Raw genomic sequence first — 18,480 nt, forward strand, 5'->3', positions numbered from 1 at the left:
GGTGAACGCAAAGGAACCCACCGCGAAGCCCCATTGCACGGGACTCACACAGAACGGTTCCCTACGATGGCGCGGTGACCAGTACCGCGTCCTCCTCGGACACCCGGCAGGGCCAGGCAGTGCTCGACGAGCGGCCGACGTGGCAGCAGCGGCTGCACCGGTTCGGCTACCCGGCGCACACGGCGCACGCCTCCGGTGACAGAGGCGCCGTCGGCTCCGGCGCGCACGCCGGTGTCGTCGACCGCTTGGTACCGCCGTACGCGGAGCCCAACCCCCGGCTGTGGGTCGCCCTCGGGGTGCCCCCGGTGCTCGCCGAGCGGATCACGCGCTGGTCGGGCTGGGTCGGCCCGCTGCTGGTGACGCTGGTGGCGGGCCTGCTGCGGTTCTGGAACCTGGGCAGCCCCAAGGCGGTGATATTCGACGAGACGTACTACGCGAAGGACGCGTGGGCGCTCGTCCACCGCGGTTTCGAGGTCAACTGGGACAAGAACGCCAACGACCTGATCCTGCAGAAGGCCGGTCACGTCGGGATCCCGGTGGACGCCGCGTACGTCGTGCACCCGCCGGTCGGCAAGTACGTCATCGGGCTCGGGGAGCTGATCTTCGGCTTCAACCCGTTCGGCTGGCGGTTCATGACGGCGCTGCTCGGCACGCTGAGCGTGCTGCTGCTGTGCCGGATCGGGCGGCGGATGTTCCGGTCCACCTTCCTGGGCTGCCTGGCGGGCGCGCTGATGGCGGTGGACGGTCTGCACTTCGTGATGAGCCGCACCTCGCTGCTCGACGGGGTGCTGATGTTCTTCGTGCTGGCCGCGTTCGGCTGCCTGGTCATCGACCGGGACAAGGCGCGGGAGAAGCTCGCGGCCGCGCTGCCGGTGGACGCGGACGGGCGGGTCCGGCCGCACGCGTACGTCGCGAAGACCACCTGGCTGGGCTGGCGTCCGTGGCGCTGGGCGGCGGCCCTGCTGATGGGGCTGGCCATCGGCACGAAGTGGAACGGGCTGTACTTCCTGGTGGCGTTCATCGCGATGACCATCCTGTGGGACATGGGCGCCCGCAAGGTGGCGGGCGCCGAACGCCGGCTCTCCCTGCCCTTCGTGGTCGAGTCGGTCGCCTCCTGGGCGCTGATGGTCACGGTCGCCGGGGCCGTCTACCTGGCCTCCTGGATCGGCTGGATCCTCTCCCCCACCGACGGCAGCGGCGGCTACTTCCGCAACTGGGCGGCCACCGCCGGCAAGGGCGGGAACTGGACGTTCCTGCCGGACTGGGCGCGCAGTCTGTGGCACTACGAGCACGAGGTCTACCTCTTCCACATCGGCCTGTCCTCGCCGCACACGTACATGTCGAACCCGTGGTCCTGGCTGGTGCTGGGCCGCCCGGTGTCGTACTACTACGAGTCGCCGTCCCCGGGTGTGGACGGCTGCCCGGCGGACGCCGGCCAGAAGTGCGCCCGTGAGGTGCTCGCGATCGGCACCCCGCTGCTGTGGTGGGCGGCCTGCTTCGCGATCGCCTACGTCCTGTGGCGGTGGGCGTTCCGCCGCGACTGGCGGGCCGGAGCCGTCGCGTGCGGCATCGCGGCCGGTTACCTGCCCTGGTTCATGTACCAGGAGCGCACGATCTTCCTGTTCTACGCCGTCGTCTTCGTGCCGTTCCTGTGTCTCGCGGTGGCGATGATGATCGGCGCGGTCATCGGCCCACCGGGCTCCAGTGACACCCGCCGGCTGGTCGGCGCGTCGAGTGCGGGCGTCCTGGTGCTGCTGATCGTGTGGAACTTCATCTACTTCTGGCCGCTGTACACGGGCACGGCGATCCCGATCGACTCCTGGCGTTCACGTATGTGGCTCGACACCTGGGTGTGAGCCACATCCCTGATCTCCGTTCGGCCAACAGTTCGGCCAACAATCGGTCAACGCCTGTCACAGGAGCCCCACAACGACCTAGAGTGCGCGTCACAACCAGCTTTTGAACGCGTTCACAAAACGCGCAAAAGCTCACGGGGAGGGACTTTCGCATCATGCGCAAGGGGGTCAAGGGCGCCCTGATCGGCGGCGTCTGCGCAGCCGTGCTGGGCGGGGGCGGGTACGGCGCCTACAACGTTCTGTCGGCGTTGCACGGTGACAGCACGCCGACCGTGCGGACGGGGCCGCCGACCAAGGACGAGATCAAGGACGCCACGCAGAAGTTCTTCGCGGCCTGGGAGAAGGGCCGGCCGGCGACCGCGGCGTCGCTCACGAACGACTCCGCCGACGCCGAACCCGTGCTCACCTCCTTCAGCGACGTGGCGCACATCAAGGACGTGCACATCACGCCCGGCAAGGCGACCGGCGCCACCGTGCCGTACAGCGTGCGGGCGACCGTGTCCTACGGCGGGAAGTCGAAGCCGCTCGCCTACAAGAGCCGGCTGACGATCGTGCGCGGCGAGACCACGCACCGCGCGCTGGTCGACTGGGACCCGTCGGTGGTCCACCCGGAGCTGAAGCGCGGCGACACCCTGTCCACCGGCGAGGCGGCCAGCCCGCCCATCGAGGCCGTGGACCGCGACGGCGTGGTCCTCACGAAGGACAGGTACCCGTCGCTCGGCCCGATCCTGGACGAGCTGCGCAGCCGGTACGGCGACAAGGCGGGCGGCACCCCCGGTGTGGAGCTGGTCATCCAGCACGCGTCCGCGGAGGCCGCCGACACCACGCTGCTGACCCTCGCGGAGGGGAAGGCGGGCAGGCTGCGCACGACGCTCGACGCGCGCGTGCAGGCCGCCGCCGAGACCGCGGTGACGAAGTACGCCGAGTCGTCGGTGGTGGCCGTCAAGCCCAGCACCGGCGAGGTGCTGGCGGTCGCCAACCACCGCGAGGACGGCTTCAACGCGGCCTTCCTCGGCGAGCTGGCGCCCGGCTCCACCATGAAGATCATCAGCGCGGCCACCCTCATCGACACAGGGCTGACGACGGCGAGCGGCCCGGCGCCCTGCCCGCCGACCGCGACCTGGCAGAGCCAGACCTTCAGCAACCTCAAGGGACTACAGCCGGACGAGAAGGCAACCCTCTCGGACAGCTTCGCGCGCTCCTGCAACACGGCGTTCGTGAAGTACGCGGACTCGGTCCAGGTCGATTCGCTCACCAAGGAGGCCGAGGACCGGTTCGGGCTCGGGAAGAACAACTGGAAGGTGGGCATCCCGAGTTTCGACGGCCGGGTCCCCGCCTCCGGTGGCCCGGACACCGCGGCCAACCTGATCGGCCAGGGCCAGGTGCAGATGTCCCCGCTGAACATGGCGTCGGTCGCGGCGACCGCGATGACGGGAACCTTCCGGCAGCCGGTGCTCGTCTCGCCGAAGCTGGACGGCCGTGCACTGGCCACCGCGAAGGGGCTGTCGCCCGCCACCACCGGCCAGCTGCGCGCCATGATGAACCGCACCGCGACCAGCGGCACCGCGGCCGGTGTGATGCGCGGGCTGAGCGGCAGCATCGGCGCCAAGACGGGGTCGGCGGAGGTCGACGGCCAGTCCAAGTCGAACAGCTGGTTCGCCGGCTACCGCAACGACGTCGCGGCCGCGGCCATGACCCAGGACGGCGGCCACGGCATCGACGCGGCCGGTCCGATTGTCGCAAGCGTGCTACGGATCGGTGGGTGACGTCACCCTCACAGGCCGGGACTCTAGGCTGGTGCCGTCGTTGGGGAGCGTGAGGGCTACGGGGCGCCGGGGACCCTGGGGAATGTGCGGAGGAACTGACCAGTGGGCAAGAGAAGGCGCGTCGCCGAGCGACGGAATCACAGACCCGCCGTCATCGGCGGGGTGATCGCCGTCGTCGTCGGCGGCGTGGGCTTCGGCCTCTACGCGCTCTACGACGGCGGGTCCGCGGACGCGTCGACGGCGAGGACGGCCGACCACAAGGCCGTCAAGACCGGCCCGCTGTCCGCCACCGAGGTGCAGACGACCGCGCGCACCTTCCTGTCGTCCTGGCAGCAGGGCAAGGTCACGCAGGCCGCCGCCGTCACCGACGACAGCAAGGCCTGCATCAAGCTCCTCACCGGCTACGCCAAGGACGCCCATGTCACGGGCGTCACCCTCACCGAGGGCACCCGCACCGGCGGCAAGGTCCCGTTCTCCGTCAAGGCGACCGTGTCGTACAAGGGCATCAGCAAGCCGCTGTCGTACGACTCCGCGTTCACCGTGATCCGGCGGACCAGTGACGGCAAGCCGGTGGTGAACTGGCACGCCGCGGTCGTCCACCCGGACCTCGCGGACGGCGACACCCTGGTCACCGGCGAGTCCGGCACCCCGCCGATCAAGGCGCTGGACCGGGACGGCGGGGAGATCACCACCGCCAAGTACCCGTCGCTGGGCTCGGTGCTCGACGGGCTGCGGGAGAAGTTCGGCAAGAAGGCCGGTGGCAAGGCGGGCGTCGAACTTCGCGTGGTGCGCGGCACGGCGTCCGAGAAGGCGAAGCTGTCCGACAAGACGCTCCTGGAGCTCAGCAAGGGCACGCCGGGCACCGTGAAGACCACGCTGAGCCCGACCCTGCAGGCGGCCGCCGAGAAGCAGGTCACCACGCAGAAGAACGCCTCGGTCGTGATGATGCGCCCGTCGACCGGCGAGGTCCTGGCCGTCGCCAACTCCAGCCACGGCTTCAACGTGGCCTTCCAGGGGTCCCTGGCGCCCGGCTCCACGATGAAGATCGTCACGTCGACCATGCTGTTCGAGAAGGGGCTGATCACCCCGGACGCGTCGCACCCGTGCCCGAAGACGTACAAGCTCGCCGGGTGGACGTTCCACAACGACGACGACTCGGAGATCAAGCAGGGCACGTTCAAGGTGAGCTTCGGCGCCTCCTGCAACAACGCCTTCATCAACTTCGCGCCCAAGCTCTCCAACAGCGACCTGACCACCGAGGCCCAGCAGGTCTACGGCCTCGGCATGAACAACTGGGCGATCGGCGTCCCGACCTTCGACGGCTCCGTGCCGGTGCAGAGCGGCGCGCAGATGGGCGCCTCGCTGATCGGGCAGGGCGGGGTGCGCATGAACCCGCTGAACATGGCGTCGGTGTCGGCCACGGTGGACACCGGCTCCTTCCACCAGCCGTACCTGGTCGACCCGAGCGTCGACAACCGGACGATCGCGAAGGCCTCGCGCACCATGTCCTCGAAGACGCAGGCGCAGCTGAAGGAGGTCATGCAGTACACGGCGGGCTACGGTACGGCGGCCAAGGCGATGTCGGGCCTGAGTTCGAGCTGCGGCGCCAAGACGGGCTCGGCGGAGGTCGACGGCCAGAAGAAGCCGAACGGCTGGTTCACCGCCTACTGCGGCGACTTCGCCGCCGCGGGCGTGGTCCAGGCAGGTGGTCACGGAGGCGACACGGCAGGACCGATCGTGGCGGCACTGCTGAAGCTGGGCGCGTCCCTCTGAGTCCCCCGAAGGCGCGGCTCAGCCGGCCACCGGGGTCGCCATGTAGGTGCGCCTGAGGAAGCGCAGCAGCGCCTTCGACTCGAACTGCACCACCGACGTGCCGTGGTCGGAGTGGAACTCCACCACGGCCTGGACCCGCCCCAGCGGCCAGACCCGTACGTCGCCGCTCTCCGCGGGTGCCCTGAGGCCTTGTTCCAGCAGCGAGCGCGAGAACGTCCACTCGTCCGTACCGGGCAGACCGATGTGTACCGTCCTCGGATCGGCGTCAGGGTCGTAGCGCAGGACGACGGGCACCGCGCCCGGATCGTCTCGCGCGTCCTCGTCCGTGACGATGTGGGCTCGCGCGTACTGCTCGACTACAGACATCGGACTGCCCTTTGCGCTCCGTGATCTGTGCGAAAGCTGTGCATCCGCTTTCCTATCCAATGTGCCACATTTTCCGTAATGCGCTTGCGGAGACCGCCATCCTTCCCGAGCGGTTCCGCATGTGACGACCTTCTCTCTCTTGCAAAAGCTTCGCAATAGGACCCTAAAATCGGTCCGTGCATGTACCTGACGGATTCATCGACGCCCCGACCTCCGCGGTCACCGCCGTGGCCGCGGCCGGCGCCCTCGCGGTCAGCCTGCGCGGCGCCCGCCGCGAGCTCGACGAGCGCACCGCGCCGCTGGCCGGCCTGGTGGCGGCGTTCATCTTCGCCGTACAGATGCTCAACTTCCCCGTCGCGGCCGGAACAAGCGGACACCTGCTGGGCGGGGCGCTCGCCGCGATACTCGTCGGCCCCTGTACGGGCGTCCTGTGCGTGTCCGTGGTCCTCCTGATGCAGGGCATCCTGTTCGCGGACGGCGGGCTGACCGCGCTCGGCGTCAACATCACCGACATGGCGATCGTGACCACCCTGGTCGCCTACGCCGTCTTCCGCGGCCTGGTGAAGGTCCTCCCCCGCGGCCGGCGCTCGGTGACCGGCGCCGCCTTCGTCGCGGCCCTGCTGTCCGTGCCCGCCGCCGCGGTCGCCTTCACCCTGCTCTACGCGGTCGGCGGCACCACCGACGTCGCCATCGGCAAGGTGGCCGGCGCGATGATCGGCGTGCACGTCCTCATCGGCGTCGGCGAGGCCGCGATCACCGCGCTCACGGTGGGCGCGGTGATCGCCGTACGCCCCGACCTGGTGTACGGGGCGCGCGGCCTGCGGCAGGGGCTGAGGCTGCGCGTGAACGGCGAACTGGTGGACGCGCCGGAGCCGACCGCGCCCGTGGCGGCGCGCACTTCCCGCCGCGCGCTGTGGATCAGCGGCCTGGCGACCTCCCTGGTGCTCGCCGGGTTCGTCAGCCACTACGCCTCCGCCAGCCCCGACGGCCTGGAGAGGGTCGCCCACGACCACGGCATCGACGCGCAGACCAGGGAGCACGCCTCGGCCGGCTCCCCGCTCGCCGACTACGGCGTCGAGGACGTCTCCGACGCCCGGCTCTCCGGCGGCCTCGCGGGCGTGATCGGGGTCGGTACGACCGTGGTCGCGGGCAGCGCGGTGTTCTGGGCGGTGCGCAGGCGCCGTACCGGCACCCCTTCCGGGGTGCGCTGACGTGGGTGCCGGGCACGCGCACCGGCTCTACCGGCACGCACCCTCACGCGTGCACGTGCTCCCGCCGCACACCAAGCTCGCCGCCGTCTTCGCCTTCGTGGTCGTCGTGGTCTCGACCCCGCGCACGGCGATGTGGGCTTTCGCGCTGTACGCCGTGCTGCTCGCGGTCGTCGCGCGGCACGCGCGCGTGCCCGCCGGCTTCCTGCTGGGACGGCTGCTGATCGAGGTGCCGTTCGTCGCCTTCGCGGTGCTGATGCCGTTCGTCGCGGAGGGCGGGCGGACCGACGTGCTGGGCCTCTCGCTCAGCGTGAACGGCCTCTGGGGCGCCTGGAACGTTCTGGTCAAAGGCACGCTGGGGGTCGCGGCCTCCGTCCTCCTCGCGGCCACCACCGAGCTGCGCGAGCTGCTCCTCGGCCTGGAGCGGCTGAAGCTGCCGCCCCTGCTCGTCCAGATCGCCTCCTTCATGATCCGCTACGGCGACGTCGTCACCGACGAGATGCGCCGGATGCGGATCGCCCGCCGGTCGCGCGGCTTCGAGGCGCGGGGCGTGCGCCACTGGGGCGTGCTCGCGAAGTCCGCGGGCGCGCTGTTCATCCGCTCCTACGAACGCGGGGAGCGCGTCCACCTCGCCATGGTGAGCCGGGGGTACACCGGTGCGATGCCGGTCATCGACGAGGTGACCGCCTCGCGGGCCGAGTGGTCGTACGCCCTCACGCTGCCGCTGTCCGCTCTCGTCGTCTGCCTGTTGGGATGGGCCCTGTGACCCCTGCTCCGGCTTCCCTGGAGGTCTCCGGCCTCGCCTACGCCTACCCCGACGGGCACCAGGCCCTGTTCGGCGTGGACTTCCGCGTCGCGCGCGGCGAACGGGTCGCGCTGCTCGGGCCGAACGGCGCCGGGAAGACCACCCTGGTGCTGCACCTCAACGGCATCCTGGGCGGCGGCGCGGGCACCGTGACGGTGGCCGGACTGCCCGTCGGAAAGCGGCACATGGCGGAGATCAGGCGCCGGGTCGGCATCGTCTTCCAGGACCCGGACGACCAGCTGTTCATGCCGACGGTCCGTGAGGACGTGGCGTTCGGGCCGGCGGCGGCCGGGCTGAAGGGTCCTGAACTGGAGGCACGCGTGCGTGCCGCCCTGGAGCAGGTCGGCATGGCCGGCTTCGCCGAACGCCCGCCGCACCACCTGTCCTTCGGGCAGCGCCGCCGGGTGGCGGTGGCGACCGTCCTCGCCATGGAGCCGGAGATCCTCGTCCTTGACGAGCCCTCCTCCAACCTCGACCCGGCCTCCCGGCGCGAACTCGCCGACATCCTGCGCGCCCTGGACGTGACGGTCCTGATGGTCACCCACGACCTGCCCTACGCCCTGGAGCTGTGCCCGCGCTCCCTGGTGCTGAGCGACGGCACGATCGCCGCCGACGGGCCCACCGCCGACCTCCTCGCCGACGACGCCCTGATGCGCGCCCACCGCCTCGAACTGCCCTTCGGGTTCGTCCCGCGTCCGTGACAATGGGCTCGTGACGCATCAAGAGGACGCCGGGACCCCTGCGGGGCCGCCGCGGCTGGACGACCAGCTGTGCTTCGCGCTGTACGCGGCACAGCGCGCCGTGACCGCCGCCTACCGGCCGCTCCTCGACGAACTCGGGCTCACCTACCCGCAGTACCTCGTACTGCTCGTCCTGTGGGAGCGGGGTGAGACCACGGTGAAGGAACTGGCGGAGGCGCTCCGGCTCGACTACGGCACGGTGTCACCACTGCTGAAGCGGCTGGAGGGGGCGGGGCTGGTACGCAGGGAGCGCTCGGAGCAGGACGAGCGCTCGGTGCTCGTCGGATGCACCGGGCGCGCGGAGGAACTGCGGGAGCGCGCGGCGCGCATCCCCGGCGCCCTGCTCACGACGACCGGGCTCGACGGGGCCGACGTGGCCCGGCTGCGCGGGGAGCTGCGGGACCTGGCGGAACGGGCGGGCCGGGCGGCCTCGCGGCCGTCGTAGCCGGGCGCCCTTTCGGCCGTCGTGGCCCGATGGTCCTGCGGCCGTGACAGCGACAGCTGTTACCCACGGTTTCCACCCCCTGGTAGCCGCAGGGCTTCCTACCGGTCGGTACCTTGTGCACGATGTGCTTGCACACTTCTGTGTTGCCCACCACCGTTTCCGCCCTGGGGGAGGTCCCGCCGTGATCGAAGGCGCCACCGTCGACTCTCGTCCGACGAAGATCATGTATGTCGCCGAGGCGACCGCGCACGGCGGCCGGGACGGGTATGTCAGCAGCCAGGACGGCCAGATCGACCTCAAGGTCGCGATGCCGCCGGAGCTGGGCGGGGACGGCAACGGCACCAACCCGGAGCAGCTGTTCGCGGCGGGCTACAGCGCCTGCTTCCACAACGCGCTGATCCTCGTCGGCAACCGCGCGGGCTACGACCTGACCGGCTCCACGGTCGCCGCGAAGGTCGGCATCGGCCCCAACAAGCAGCGCGGCTACGGTCTCGCCGTCGCCCTCAGCGTCTCGCTCCCGGTGCTGGACGCGGACATCGCGGCGAAGCTGGTGGACGCCGCCCACGAGGTGTGCCCGTACTCGAACGCCACGCGCGGGAACATCGAGGTGACCATCGTGCTCGGCTGACCCCGGCACGTGCCGCAGACCACGTCGTACCGAGGAATCCGCGACCGCACGGCCATGTTCCCCTGACTGTCACCGGCAAGTGGGCAGGCGGAGGGATCCGGACGTGGACGTGCACGGCACTGTGGCGGAGGGCTTCGAGCCGGTCAGGGACGCGTTCGCCGGCAACTTCGAGCTGCTCGGGGACCGGGGCGCGGCGGTCGCCGTGTACCGGGACGGGCACCGGGTCGTCGACCTGTGGGGCGGCAGCAGGGACGTCGACGGTGACACCCCGTGGGAGCACGGCACCGCCCAGATCGTGCGCTCGGCGACCAAGGGCGTCGCCGCCGCCGTCCTGCTGCTCCTGCACCAGCGCGGCGAACTGGACCTGGACGCGCCGGTGGGCGACCACTGGCCGGAGTACAAGGCGGCAGGCAAGGAGCGGACGCTGGTGCGGCAGCTGCTCGCGCACTCCGCGGGCGTACCGGTGCTGGACCGGCCGCTCACGCCCGCGGAGGCCGCCGACCCCGACCTCGGCGCGGCCGCCGTGGCGGCGCAGGCGCCGGTGTGGGAGCCGGGCACCGACCACGGCTACCACGCGCAGACGTACAGCTGGCTGACCGGCGAACTGGTGCGGCGGGTGACCGGGCGGACCGTCGGCGAGTGGATCGCGGACGAGATCGCCGGGCCGCTCGGCGCCGGGCTGTGGCTCGGGCTGCCGGAGGCCGAGCAGGCGCGCGTGGGGCGCGTCGGGCCGGTGCCGGCACCCGAGAGCGCGGGCGCACTGCGGACCAGGCCCAAGCGGGCCGTCTCCGAGGCGTACGCCGACCCCGGCTCGCTCACCCGCCGGGCGTTCGGCGCGATCGACCCGCTCCCGGACGAGAACGACCCCGCCTACCGCGCGGCCGCCCTGCCCGCCTCCAACGGCATCGCCACCGCCGACGGCCTGGCCCGCTTCTACGCCGCCCTGATCGGCGACGTCGACGGCGGCCGGCGGCTGTTCACGCCGGAGACCGTGGAGCTGGCCCGCGGCGAGCAGTCAGCCGGCCCCGACCGGGTGCTGGTCGTCGCCACCCGCTTCGGGCTCGGCTACATGCTGCACGGCAGCGCGTCCCCGCTGCTCACCCCCGGCTCCTTCGGCCACCCCGGCCGCGGCGGCGCGCTCGCCTTCGCGGACCCCGAGTCGGGCATCGCCTTCGGCTACGTCACCAACGGCTTCCGCAAGAGCGTGACGGCGGACCCGCGGGCGCAGGCGCTGGTACGCGCGGTGCGCACGGCGCTGTCGTAACCACCGCGCGCACCTGCGCGCCCGCGCGCACCGCTCACACGTTGATCGGGTGCGAATGCCGCCCCGACAGCGCGTCGATCTCGCCGTGCGCCTTGGACAGCAGCTGCATGGCCAGTTCGTTCAGGGCGCGGGCGCCGGCGATCTCCTCGCCGACTCTGGGCTGGTTGCTGTCGGACTCGTGCCGGCTCGCGTGACCGTGCGCCCGTACCTCGGTGCCGTCGGGCAGGCGTACCAGGGCCACCGCGCGCGTGTGCGTGTCGTCCTCCAGGAACTCCATCTCGACATGCCATCCCACAGCGGTTTTCATCATGTTCATCACGGGACCACCTCCGGAATCGCTGCTTCCAGGGTGCTCCTCCGGGGCCGGGCCCGTCACGTCGGCCCGGCCCCCGCTCTCGCCCCTGGCCCCTCGCCCCGCTACTTGTCCTCGAAGCTGGCGAAGTACGCGGCCGCCATGTCCTCGTCGGCGTGCCCCTGGGCGGCGGCGCGGGCGAAGCGTTCGGCGGCCGCCTGGGCGACGTCCAGGCGCACGCCGTGGCTCGCACCGGCGGCGACGATCAGCCGGGCGTCCTTCCCGGCGGTGTCCACCGCGAACGACGGCGGCGTCAGCTCGCCGTCGAGGATCAGCGCGGCCTTGGCCCGCAGGTAGCCCATGTCGAGGGGGCCGCCCGCGATCAGGCCGAAGAAGCTCTGCGGGTCCACACCGAGCGCCTGGGCCAGCGCGACCACCTCGCCGGTCGCCACGGTGGCCGCGAGGACCCAGCTGTTGGCGACCAGCTTGAGCCGGGTCGCGGCGGCCGTGGACCCGTCGTCGCCGGTCCACACCGTGCGCACGCCGACCGCGTCGAAGACGGGCGTCACCGTCTCCCGGCCCTGCTGCGGCCCGGCGGCCAGGACGGTGAGCTGTCCGGCCTCGGCGGGCTGGCGGGTGCCGAGGACCGGGGCGTCGTAGAAGACCAGGCCGTGCTCGGCGGCGAACGCGGCCAGGACGGGAACCTGGTCGAGGCCGGCGGTGGTCGACTGCACCCAGACGGCCCCGGGGCGCAGCGACCCGGCGGCCTCACGCAGGGTCTCCAGGGCGGTCGCGCCGTCGTACAGCATGGTCAGGACGACGTCGGCGCCCTCGACGGCCTCGGCCGGTGTGTCCGCGACCTGGGCGCCGTCCGCGGCGAGCGGTTCGGCCTTGGCGCGGGTGCGGTTCCACGCGCGGACGGTGTGCCGGGCCTTCAGGAGGTTGCGGGCCATCGCGGCGCCCATGATGCCGGTGCCCAGCACGCCCACGGTCAGCTTGTCGGTCATGACGTCTCCCTGTCCTCGTACGTTCCGCAGCCAGCTTGACGCACCGCAGGCCGCCCGGCGCGCGGCGTCCGGGTGTCCCGGCGGCGCGCCGCGGAACGCACGGGGACCCCGGCCGCGAGGGCCGGGGTCCCGGTGCGTGAGCGGTTCTGGCTCAGCCGTCGTTCTCCGCGGACGGGAGGTAGGCGCCGGGCACGTCGTTCGGCGAGTAGATCTTCTTGTCGCCGGGGTAGGGCTTGGTCCAGTTGTGGGTCTGGTACCAGGTGTAACGGTTCATCTGGGTGGGGTTGGCGTAGTCCGGCACCGCGTTCTTGCCGGTCAGCCGCTGGTGCGAGGCCCACGTCCGCCACTGCGCCGCGACCTTGGCCTCGGCCGCCGGGACGGCAGCCGACGTCGGCGCGGGCGCCGCATGGGCGTCCTGGGCCGCCGGGGTGTCCGAGCCGCAGGCCGGCTGCGGGTTCACGCCGAGGGTCAGCGAGGTCCGGTTCGGGACCGCCGTGAACGGCGTGTCGTCCGCCTTGCCCGTGAACGCCCCGTACATCGGGGTGGCCGCGCTGTCGAGCTGGTTCATCGGGTGCACCCCGAGGATCTGCTCGATGGTGCGGACCATGGTGATCTGCGAGTAGTAGTGGTCGTCGACCGTGCCGTGCTGGGCGTACGGGCTGATGACCTGGACCGGGGCGCGGTGGCCGTCGACGTGGTCGAGGCCGGCCTGGGAGTCGTCCTCGACGACGAAGATCGCCGAGTCCTTCCAGTACTTGCTGTGGGTGATCTCGTCGACCATCCGGCCGACCGCGAGGTCGTTGTCGGCGACCTCGGCGGCGGCGTTGGCGGGACCGCCGGTGTGGTCGTTGGAGAACCAGAACATGTTCAGGTTCGCCGGGCCGTTCTTCTCGAAGTCCTGCTTCCAGATCTGCTCTTTGTAGATGTCCGGGACGTTGAGGTCGAACAGCGGGAAGCCCTGCACGGAGACGTCGTTGAGCGAGGGGATCGCCGAGCCCGTCTTGATCGGGTAGGCGGTCTGGGCCCCGGTCGCGGCCATGTTCTTGCTGTCGCAGTACAGGTTCTGCCAGGTCGCACCAGCGGGCTTGCTCTCGTACGACTGGAACTCGCCGAAGTCCTTCACGGACTTGCCGGCCGCCTGCGCTCCGGTCCAGATGAACCCGGTCTTCTGGTGGCCGAGGACGTCGTCCTCGGTGTCGTAGCTGCGGGTGTACTCGCCGGCCGACGACTCGGTGTACTCCGGGTTGTCCGACTGCATCAGCCAGTTGTGGCCCTCGGCGGAGTTGGTGCCGATGTCGTAGAAGTTGTCGTACAGGCCGAACTGCTGGGCCAGGGCGTGCTGGTTCGGCGTGACGTTCTCGCCGAACTGGGTGAGCGCGGAGTTCCCGTTGCCCTGCGGCAGGTCGCCGAAGACCTGGTCGTAGGTGCGGTTCTCCTTGACGAGCAGGAAGACGTGCTTGATCGTCGACGGGTCGCCGATCCGCTTCGGGACCGGGACGGCCTTCTTGTGGCTGTCGGCCTTGGCGGTCTTGACCGAGTTGGACGTCCAGCCGTTCTGCTTGAACACCTTGTTCGTCTCGGCCCTGACGACCTGGTCGCTCGGCATCGTGAACTGGGTGAGGCTCGACGTGGTGTCGTGCGTGTTGTGCCCGGCGGCGTCGGGACGGCGCGCGTCGACGCCGCGGGTGTTGGCGACCACGATCTTCTTGCCGAGGGCGGTGACGCCCGACGGGAAGTAGTCGGTGGGGAGCAGGCCGACGTAGCGGGCCGGCTGCTGCGCGGAGGTGTAGCGGTAGACGGCGACGGCGTTGGCGCGGCCGAGGGTCACCAGGAGGCGGCCGTCGTCGGTGAGGGTGACCGCGTTCGGCTCGTAGCCCACGGACGCCTCGGGCCACGGCTGGGTGGAGATCGTCTGGACGACCTTGTCCTTGCGGCTGTCGATGACCGACACGGTGTTGTCGGCGGTGTTGGTGACGAACACCGCGCCCTTGGTCGCGTACACGGCGGTCGGGTGCAGGCCGACGTCGACGGTGCCGACGGCGGCGGACGGGTCCGCGGTGTCGATGACGCTGACCGTGCCGGTGGTGCTGGCGCCGGTCTTCGGGTTGGCCACGACATTGGTGCCGTAGGAGTTGATCGTGGTGTCGCCGGCCTTGGCCGGGCGCCCGCCCTCGTTGCTGACGTAGAGCTTGCCGCCGACCAGCGCGAGACCGCGCGGGGCGTTGCCGACCGCCCAGGTCTGCTTGATCGTGCCGGTCGCCGCGTCGATGGCGACCACCTTGTTCTGGCCGTTGACCGCGGAGTACACGGTGGCGCCGTCGGCCGAGAACACCGCCGCGCCCACCAGTGCCTGCTTGGTGCCGTCGGCCGCTATCGGCACGGCCGTGGGGCTCGCGAGGGTGCCGTCGGCGTTGACGGTGAACTTGGTGTAGCCGTTGGCCTGGCCCAGCCACAGCTGCTTGCCGTCGGGCGAGTAGGTGGGACCCTCCTGGCCGACCGCGCCGCTGCTGATGCGCAGGTTGTCGGCCGCGTTGGTGCCGATCTTCTGCGTGACCTGACCGGTCGCCAGGTCCACGATGACGAGCGACGCGTCGCCGTCGGCGATCGAGGCGGCGAGGTGGGTGCCGTCCGGGCTGACGACCGACGACATGATCTTGCCGTCGTTGATGACACTACGCGTGCCATAGGGGTTGATGTACTGGTCGGCGGAGACGACCTGGCCGTTGGCGGTGGTCTGGCCGACCTGCTGGGTGCCGAACTGGTACGTCGAGGCGACCGCGGTGCCCGTGACGCCGAGGGCGACGGCGATTCCCGCCGTCACCAGCAGGGTGTGGCGGCCGACGTGTCTGCCGAAGAGGTGGATCTGCTTCTTCTCGTTGATCCGGCGCTGGCGGGTTACCTGCACGGAACTGTTTCCCTTCAGTGGGTGTCGAGCAGGTCGACGTTGCCGTCGAACTGCCACAGCGGATTCGGGGCGTCGCCGGTCGAGGTCCGTACCAGGAAGTAGCCGTTGACTTCCTTGGGACCGTCGCCGTCGGCCACGAGCCGCCCGTCCGAGGTGATGTCGAGCTGGTAGACCGCCGTCCCCGTGACCGCCGTGACGCCGGGGAGGTGCCAGCTGACGACGCAACGCCAGTCGTTGCCCGCGCCCTCCTGGGCGGACTGGCCGTCGCTCTTGGTGCATGCGGCCGTGGCCTTCAGCTGGGCCTCGGTGACGGCGGGCCGGTGCAGTTGCTCCGTCTGCAGCCGGTAGAGGTGACCGAAGACCGTGGCGAGGGACTTCTGCACCTTGTCCTGCCGGATCCCGGAACCCGTCGACGGGGTAGCCAGGGCGAGCGCGCCGACGGCGACGGCGGTCAGCGCGGCCAGCGGCAGCACGCCGAGGGTGAGCGCGCGGCGCCCGGAGCCGTCGTAGGCCGGGTTGGTGAAGTCCCGCCGTACGAACAGCACATACGCGAGCACCGTCGCGAGCACCGCCCACGCCAGGCTCACCGCGACGGCGATGAGGAGCGGGGCGAGCTGCCCGGGGCTGGTGAACAGGCCGTTCCAGGAGATGAAGGCGTAGCCGGGCAGGGCGAGGCGCACCGCGACGGGCAGCGGCAGCATCTGGGCGACCGACATCGCGAGCGCGACGATCGGGGGCAGCAGCAGGCCCATCGGGGAACGGCCGAGGGCGACCGAGCCGAGCAGTCCGATCGCGGCGAGGGAGAGGGTGGGGGCGAGGGCCGCGAGCCAGGCGAGCAGGACCCGTCCTGCCGCGTCGCCGGGCGACAGCAGGTGGCCGTCGAGGCCGACCAGCGGCTGGTCGCCGACCGACGCCAGCCCGCCGAGCGTGCTGGAGACGGCCAGTCCGGCCACCAGCAGCAGGATGACGGTGAGGCTGGCCAGCGACTTCGCCACGAAGATCCGCGCGGGCGAGCGGACCGCCACCAGCAGGTGGCGCCAGGTGCCGAGCCGGTCCTCGGCGGCGAACACGTCACCGGCGACCACCGACGTCAGCAGCGGGAGCGCCCAGGTGCCCGCGAAACCGAGCATCACCAGCGGCCCGGCCCACCCGGTGGCGTGCATCCAGCGGCCGAAGAGCGTGTCGGCGGGCAGCGTGCTCTGCCGGCTGACCCCGGCGACGAAGAGCCCCGGCGCGATCCAGCAGGCGAGCACCAGCAGCCGGATCCGCCACTGCGAGACCAGCTTCACCAGTTCGAAGCGGTAGCCGCGCGAGACCGGGACGCGACGGGTGACCGGGGCGGGTCCGGTGACGGGAGCGTTCTCCGTGACGGTCATCGGCCGGTCTCCTGGTGTTCGGTGAGGGCGAGGAACGCGGCTTCCAGGGGGGAGACGACGGGGGCGAGTTCGCGCACCGCGACACCCGACCGCACGACCTCCGTGACGAGTTCGTCGAGGGCGGGCACCAGGGCGCGTACGACGAGCACGTCGGGGTCGCTGCGCAGGCCGAGGCCGGGGTCGTCGACGATCCGGATGCCGGGCGCGTCCGCGGCGAGCCGGCGCGCGGTCCCGGCGTCGGAGGTGCGCAGCCGGTAGTCGAGTTCGCGGTTCTCGGCGGCGAGCTTGGTCAGCGGGCCGGAGAAGACGACCCGGCCGGTGGCGAGGATGGTGACCTCGGAGCACAGCGCCTCCAGGTCGTCCATCCGGTGGCTGGAGAGCACCACGGCGGTGCCGTCGGCGGCGAGCCGGGTGAGGACGCCGTGCACGTGCCTCTTGCCGGCCGGGTCGAGGCCGTTGGAGGGCTCGTCGAGCACGAGCAGCCGGGGCCGGACGAGCAGGGCGGCGGCGAGTCCGAGCCGCTGCCGCATGCCGAGGGAGAAGCCGCGGGTCCTGTCCTCGGCGACGTCGGTGAGACCGACCTCGGCGAGCACGTCGTCGATACCCGCGGTCCCTGCCGTCCCGGTGTCCAGACCGCGCAGCGTGGCCAGCGCGGCGAGGTTCTGCCGGGCGGTGAGCGAGGGGTAGAGACCGGGCGCGTCCACGAAGCCGGCGACGCCGTCGGGGGCGGCGAGCGCCCGCTCGACCGGCGTGCCCAGGATCTCCAGCCGGCCGCCGTCGGCGACGGCCAGCCCCAGCAGCAGGCCGAGCAGCGTCGTCTTGCCGGCGCCGTTCGGCCCGACCAGGCCGTGGATCTGACCTTGCGTCACGTCGAGGTCCACGGCGTCCAGCGCGACGACGTCACCGAAGCACTTGGTGATCCCGCGGGCCCGGACTGCGTGCCGTATGTCCATGAGTCCCGTGCGTCCCTTCTTCCGCGATCCGCAGGGACTTTATGGAGAACACACAACCCGGGCACAGGCGGTCGGCTGAACGTTCGAGGAACGGTTCGTCAAGGCAACGGCAAGTCCGGGGAGCGGAACCGGCCGCCCGGGCCCGGCCCCACAACGCCCCTGCGCCACAGGGATGATGTGACCGGGCACCGTCGAGCGTGGCCTAACCTGCGGACAAGCCCGCAACGGCCGCACACAGCCACGCCGACGCCGAGGAAGAACCCGTGAAGAGACCCGCCTCGAACCGCGCCCCGGTCCTGTACGCGATATCCGCGACGTGTGCCGCCATAGGCGTCCTGCTCTGGGTGCGCGGCCGGACCGACCCGCCGCCCATGAGGTACGCGGACTACCTGGAGGCCGAGTCCTACACCCCGTCGGTCTGGCGGGTGTGGTCACCGGCGATGCCCCAGGAACGCCTCGGTTGGTACCTCATCGCCGCCGGGCTGGTGCTGGCCGTGGCGACGCGCCTGCTGTCCGTCCGGCGGGACTGATCAGGCCGCGGTGACCGCCGGGGTCACGCGGTGGGCTCGCGTACGTCCACGACGGTGGCGCCGGCGTGCTTCACCAGGGCGGCGGGGGCGATGGGGAAGACGGCGTGGGGGTTGCCGGCGGCGGCCCACACCACGTCGTGGTGCAGCAGCGCCCGGTCGGCGAGCACGCGCGTGCGGGTCCGGTGGCCGAAGGGCGGCACGCCGCCGATGGCGTAGCCGGTCGTCTCGCGTACGGCGTCCGCCTTGGCCCGGGTCACCTTCGCGGCGCCGAGTTCCTTGCGGACCAGTTCCACGTCGACCCGGGAGGCGCCGTCCATCAGCACCAGCACCGGCACCCCGTCGGCCGCGAAGATCAGCGACTTGCAGATCTCGCTCAGCTCGCAGCCGACCGCGGCGGCGGCCTCGGCCGCGGTACGGGTCGCGTCCGGGAACCGCCGGACCCGCGAGGTCAGTTCCCCGAGGCCCAGCTCGGCCAGGGCGGCGGCGAAACGGGGATGGGCGCCGGAGTCCCCGGTGCCGGCGTCAGTGGCGGCTTTCGTCGTCATGGGGGCACGCTAACGGGGCGT

Annotated in this window: 17 protein-coding genes; 10 read left to right on the forward strand and 7 right to left on the reverse strand. The window is 71.5% G+C overall.

Translation table 11 applies throughout. The annotated features are described in order from the left end of the window. Positions 1–74 precede the first annotated feature (74 nt). From ACFY0K_RS14640 to ACFY0K_RS14650, 3 genes are all read left to right on the forward strand, one after another. Entirely contained in the window at positions 75–1,856 is a 1,782-nt protein-coding gene (locus ACFY0K_RS14640) for a dolichyl-phosphate-mannose--protein mannosyltransferase (protein WP_390640125.1), read from the forward strand. 155 nt (positions 1,857–2,011) lie between these two features. Further along, entirely contained in the window at positions 2,012–3,622 is a 1,611-nt protein-coding gene (locus tag ACFY0K_RS14645) for a penicillin-binding transpeptidase domain-containing protein (protein WP_390640126.1), read from the forward strand. Between the two features lie 102 nt (positions 3,623–3,724). Further along, complete coding sequence (locus ACFY0K_RS14650) at positions 3,725–5,395, forward strand: penicillin-binding transpeptidase domain-containing protein (RefSeq protein WP_390640127.1); 1,671 nt, start codon at positions 3,725–3,727, stop codon at positions 5,393–5,395. Positions 5,396–5,413: 18 nt separating this feature from the next. Here ACFY0K_RS14650 and ACFY0K_RS14655 read toward each other — a convergent pair whose 3' ends face one another. After that, entirely contained in the window at positions 5,414–5,761 is a 348-nt protein-coding gene (locus ACFY0K_RS14655) for an SsgA family sporulation/cell division regulator (RefSeq protein WP_093501907.1), read from the reverse strand. 176 nt (positions 5,762–5,937) lie between these two features. On the opposite strand from ACFY0K_RS14655, the gene ACFY0K_RS14660 reads away from it, so the two are divergent. The 6 genes from ACFY0K_RS14660 to ACFY0K_RS14685 all read left to right on the forward strand — a co-directional run bounded on the left by ACFY0K_RS14660 (position 5,938) and on the right by ACFY0K_RS14685 (position 10,851). Next, the gene (locus ACFY0K_RS14660) at positions 5,938–6,972 is read left to right on the forward strand and encodes an energy-coupling factor ABC transporter permease (RefSeq protein ID WP_390640128.1); all 1,035 of its coding nucleotides are present in this window, start codon (positions 5,938–5,940) and stop codon (positions 6,970–6,972) included. Position 6,973: 1 nt separating this feature from the next. Continuing rightward, positions 6,974–7,735 (forward strand): cobalt ECF transporter T component CbiQ, encoded by a 762-nt coding sequence (gene cbiQ / locus ACFY0K_RS14665; protein WP_390640129.1) that lies wholly within the window; start codon positions 6,974–6,976, stop codon positions 7,733–7,735. Continuing rightward, entirely contained in the window at positions 7,723–8,475 is a 753-nt protein-coding gene (locus ACFY0K_RS14670) for an energy-coupling factor ABC transporter ATP-binding protein (RefSeq protein ID WP_390640130.1), read from the forward strand. Before cbiQ ends, ACFY0K_RS14670 begins: the two co-directional genes overlap by 13 nt. Positions 8,476–8,485: 10 nt before the next feature. Beyond that, on the forward strand, positions 8,486–8,959 hold the full coding sequence (locus tag ACFY0K_RS14675; protein WP_390640131.1) for a MarR family winged helix-turn-helix transcriptional regulator: 474 nt from the start codon (positions 8,486–8,488) through the stop codon (positions 8,957–8,959). 223 nt (positions 8,960–9,182) lie between these two features. Continuing rightward, positions 9,183–9,587 carry an organic hydroperoxide resistance protein gene (locus ACFY0K_RS14680; protein WP_352365832.1) on the forward strand — a complete coding sequence of 135 codons (405 nt, stop codon included), beginning with the start codon at positions 9,183–9,185 and terminating at the stop codon, positions 9,585–9,587. A 103-nt stretch (positions 9,588–9,690) separates the two neighbouring features. Continuing rightward, a complete protein-coding gene (locus tag ACFY0K_RS14685; RefSeq protein WP_390640132.1) occupies positions 9,691–10,851 on the forward strand; it encodes a serine hydrolase domain-containing protein in 1,161 nt (386 codons plus the stop codon). Positions 10,852–10,885: 34 nt separating this feature from the next. Here the strand turns inward: ACFY0K_RS14685 and ACFY0K_RS14690 are convergent, their stop codons facing one another. The 5 genes from ACFY0K_RS14690 to ACFY0K_RS14710 form a co-directional block, all read right to left on the reverse strand. After that, on the reverse strand, positions 10,886–11,161 hold the full coding sequence (locus ACFY0K_RS14690) for a DUF1876 domain-containing protein (protein WP_089102439.1): 276 nt from the start codon (positions 11,159–11,161) through the stop codon (positions 10,886–10,888). A 107-nt stretch (positions 11,162–11,268) separates the two neighbouring features. Then, entirely contained in the window at positions 11,269–12,150 is an 882-nt protein-coding gene (locus ACFY0K_RS14695) for an NAD(P)-dependent oxidoreductase (protein WP_390640133.1), read from the reverse strand. Positions 12,151–12,301: 151 nt separating this feature from the next. Then, positions 12,302–15,055, reverse strand: coding sequence for an alkaline phosphatase family protein (locus tag ACFY0K_RS14700; protein ID WP_390640134.1), 2,754 nt, complete (start codon positions 15,053–15,055; stop codon positions 12,302–12,304). 14 nt (positions 15,056–15,069) lie between these two features. Further along, positions 15,070–16,431: an ABC transporter permease gene (locus ACFY0K_RS14705; RefSeq protein WP_390640135.1), complete on the reverse strand. Its 1,362-nt coding sequence runs from the start codon at positions 16,429–16,431 to the stop codon at positions 15,070–15,072. Continuing rightward, positions 16,428–17,384: an ABC transporter ATP-binding protein gene (locus ACFY0K_RS14710; RefSeq protein ID WP_390640136.1), complete on the reverse strand. Its 957-nt coding sequence runs from the start codon at positions 17,382–17,384 to the stop codon at positions 16,428–16,430. The genes ACFY0K_RS14705 and ACFY0K_RS14710 overlap by 4 nt, the downstream gene beginning before the upstream one ends. Before the next feature lie 263 nt (positions 17,385–17,647). On the opposite strand from ACFY0K_RS14710, the gene ACFY0K_RS14715 reads away from it, so the two are divergent. Then, positions 17,648–17,914: a hypothetical protein gene (locus ACFY0K_RS14715; RefSeq protein WP_388603382.1), complete on the forward strand. Its 267-nt coding sequence runs from the start codon at positions 17,648–17,650 to the stop codon at positions 17,912–17,914. A gap of 23 nt (positions 17,915–17,937) precedes the next feature. On the opposite strand, the gene ACFY0K_RS14720 is transcribed toward ACFY0K_RS14715, so the two are convergent. Beyond that, positions 17,938–18,459: a YbaK/EbsC family protein gene (locus ACFY0K_RS14720; RefSeq protein WP_390640137.1), complete on the reverse strand. Its 522-nt coding sequence runs from the start codon at positions 18,457–18,459 to the stop codon at positions 17,938–17,940. Between the last annotated feature and the right edge of the window lie 21 nt (positions 18,460–18,480).

Origin of the sequence: Streptomyces sp. NPDC001507 (assembly GCF_042894765.1) — a bacterium.
In the GTDB taxonomy this organism is placed as follows: domain Bacteria; phylum Actinomycetota; class Actinomycetes; order Streptomycetales; family Streptomycetaceae; genus Streptomyces.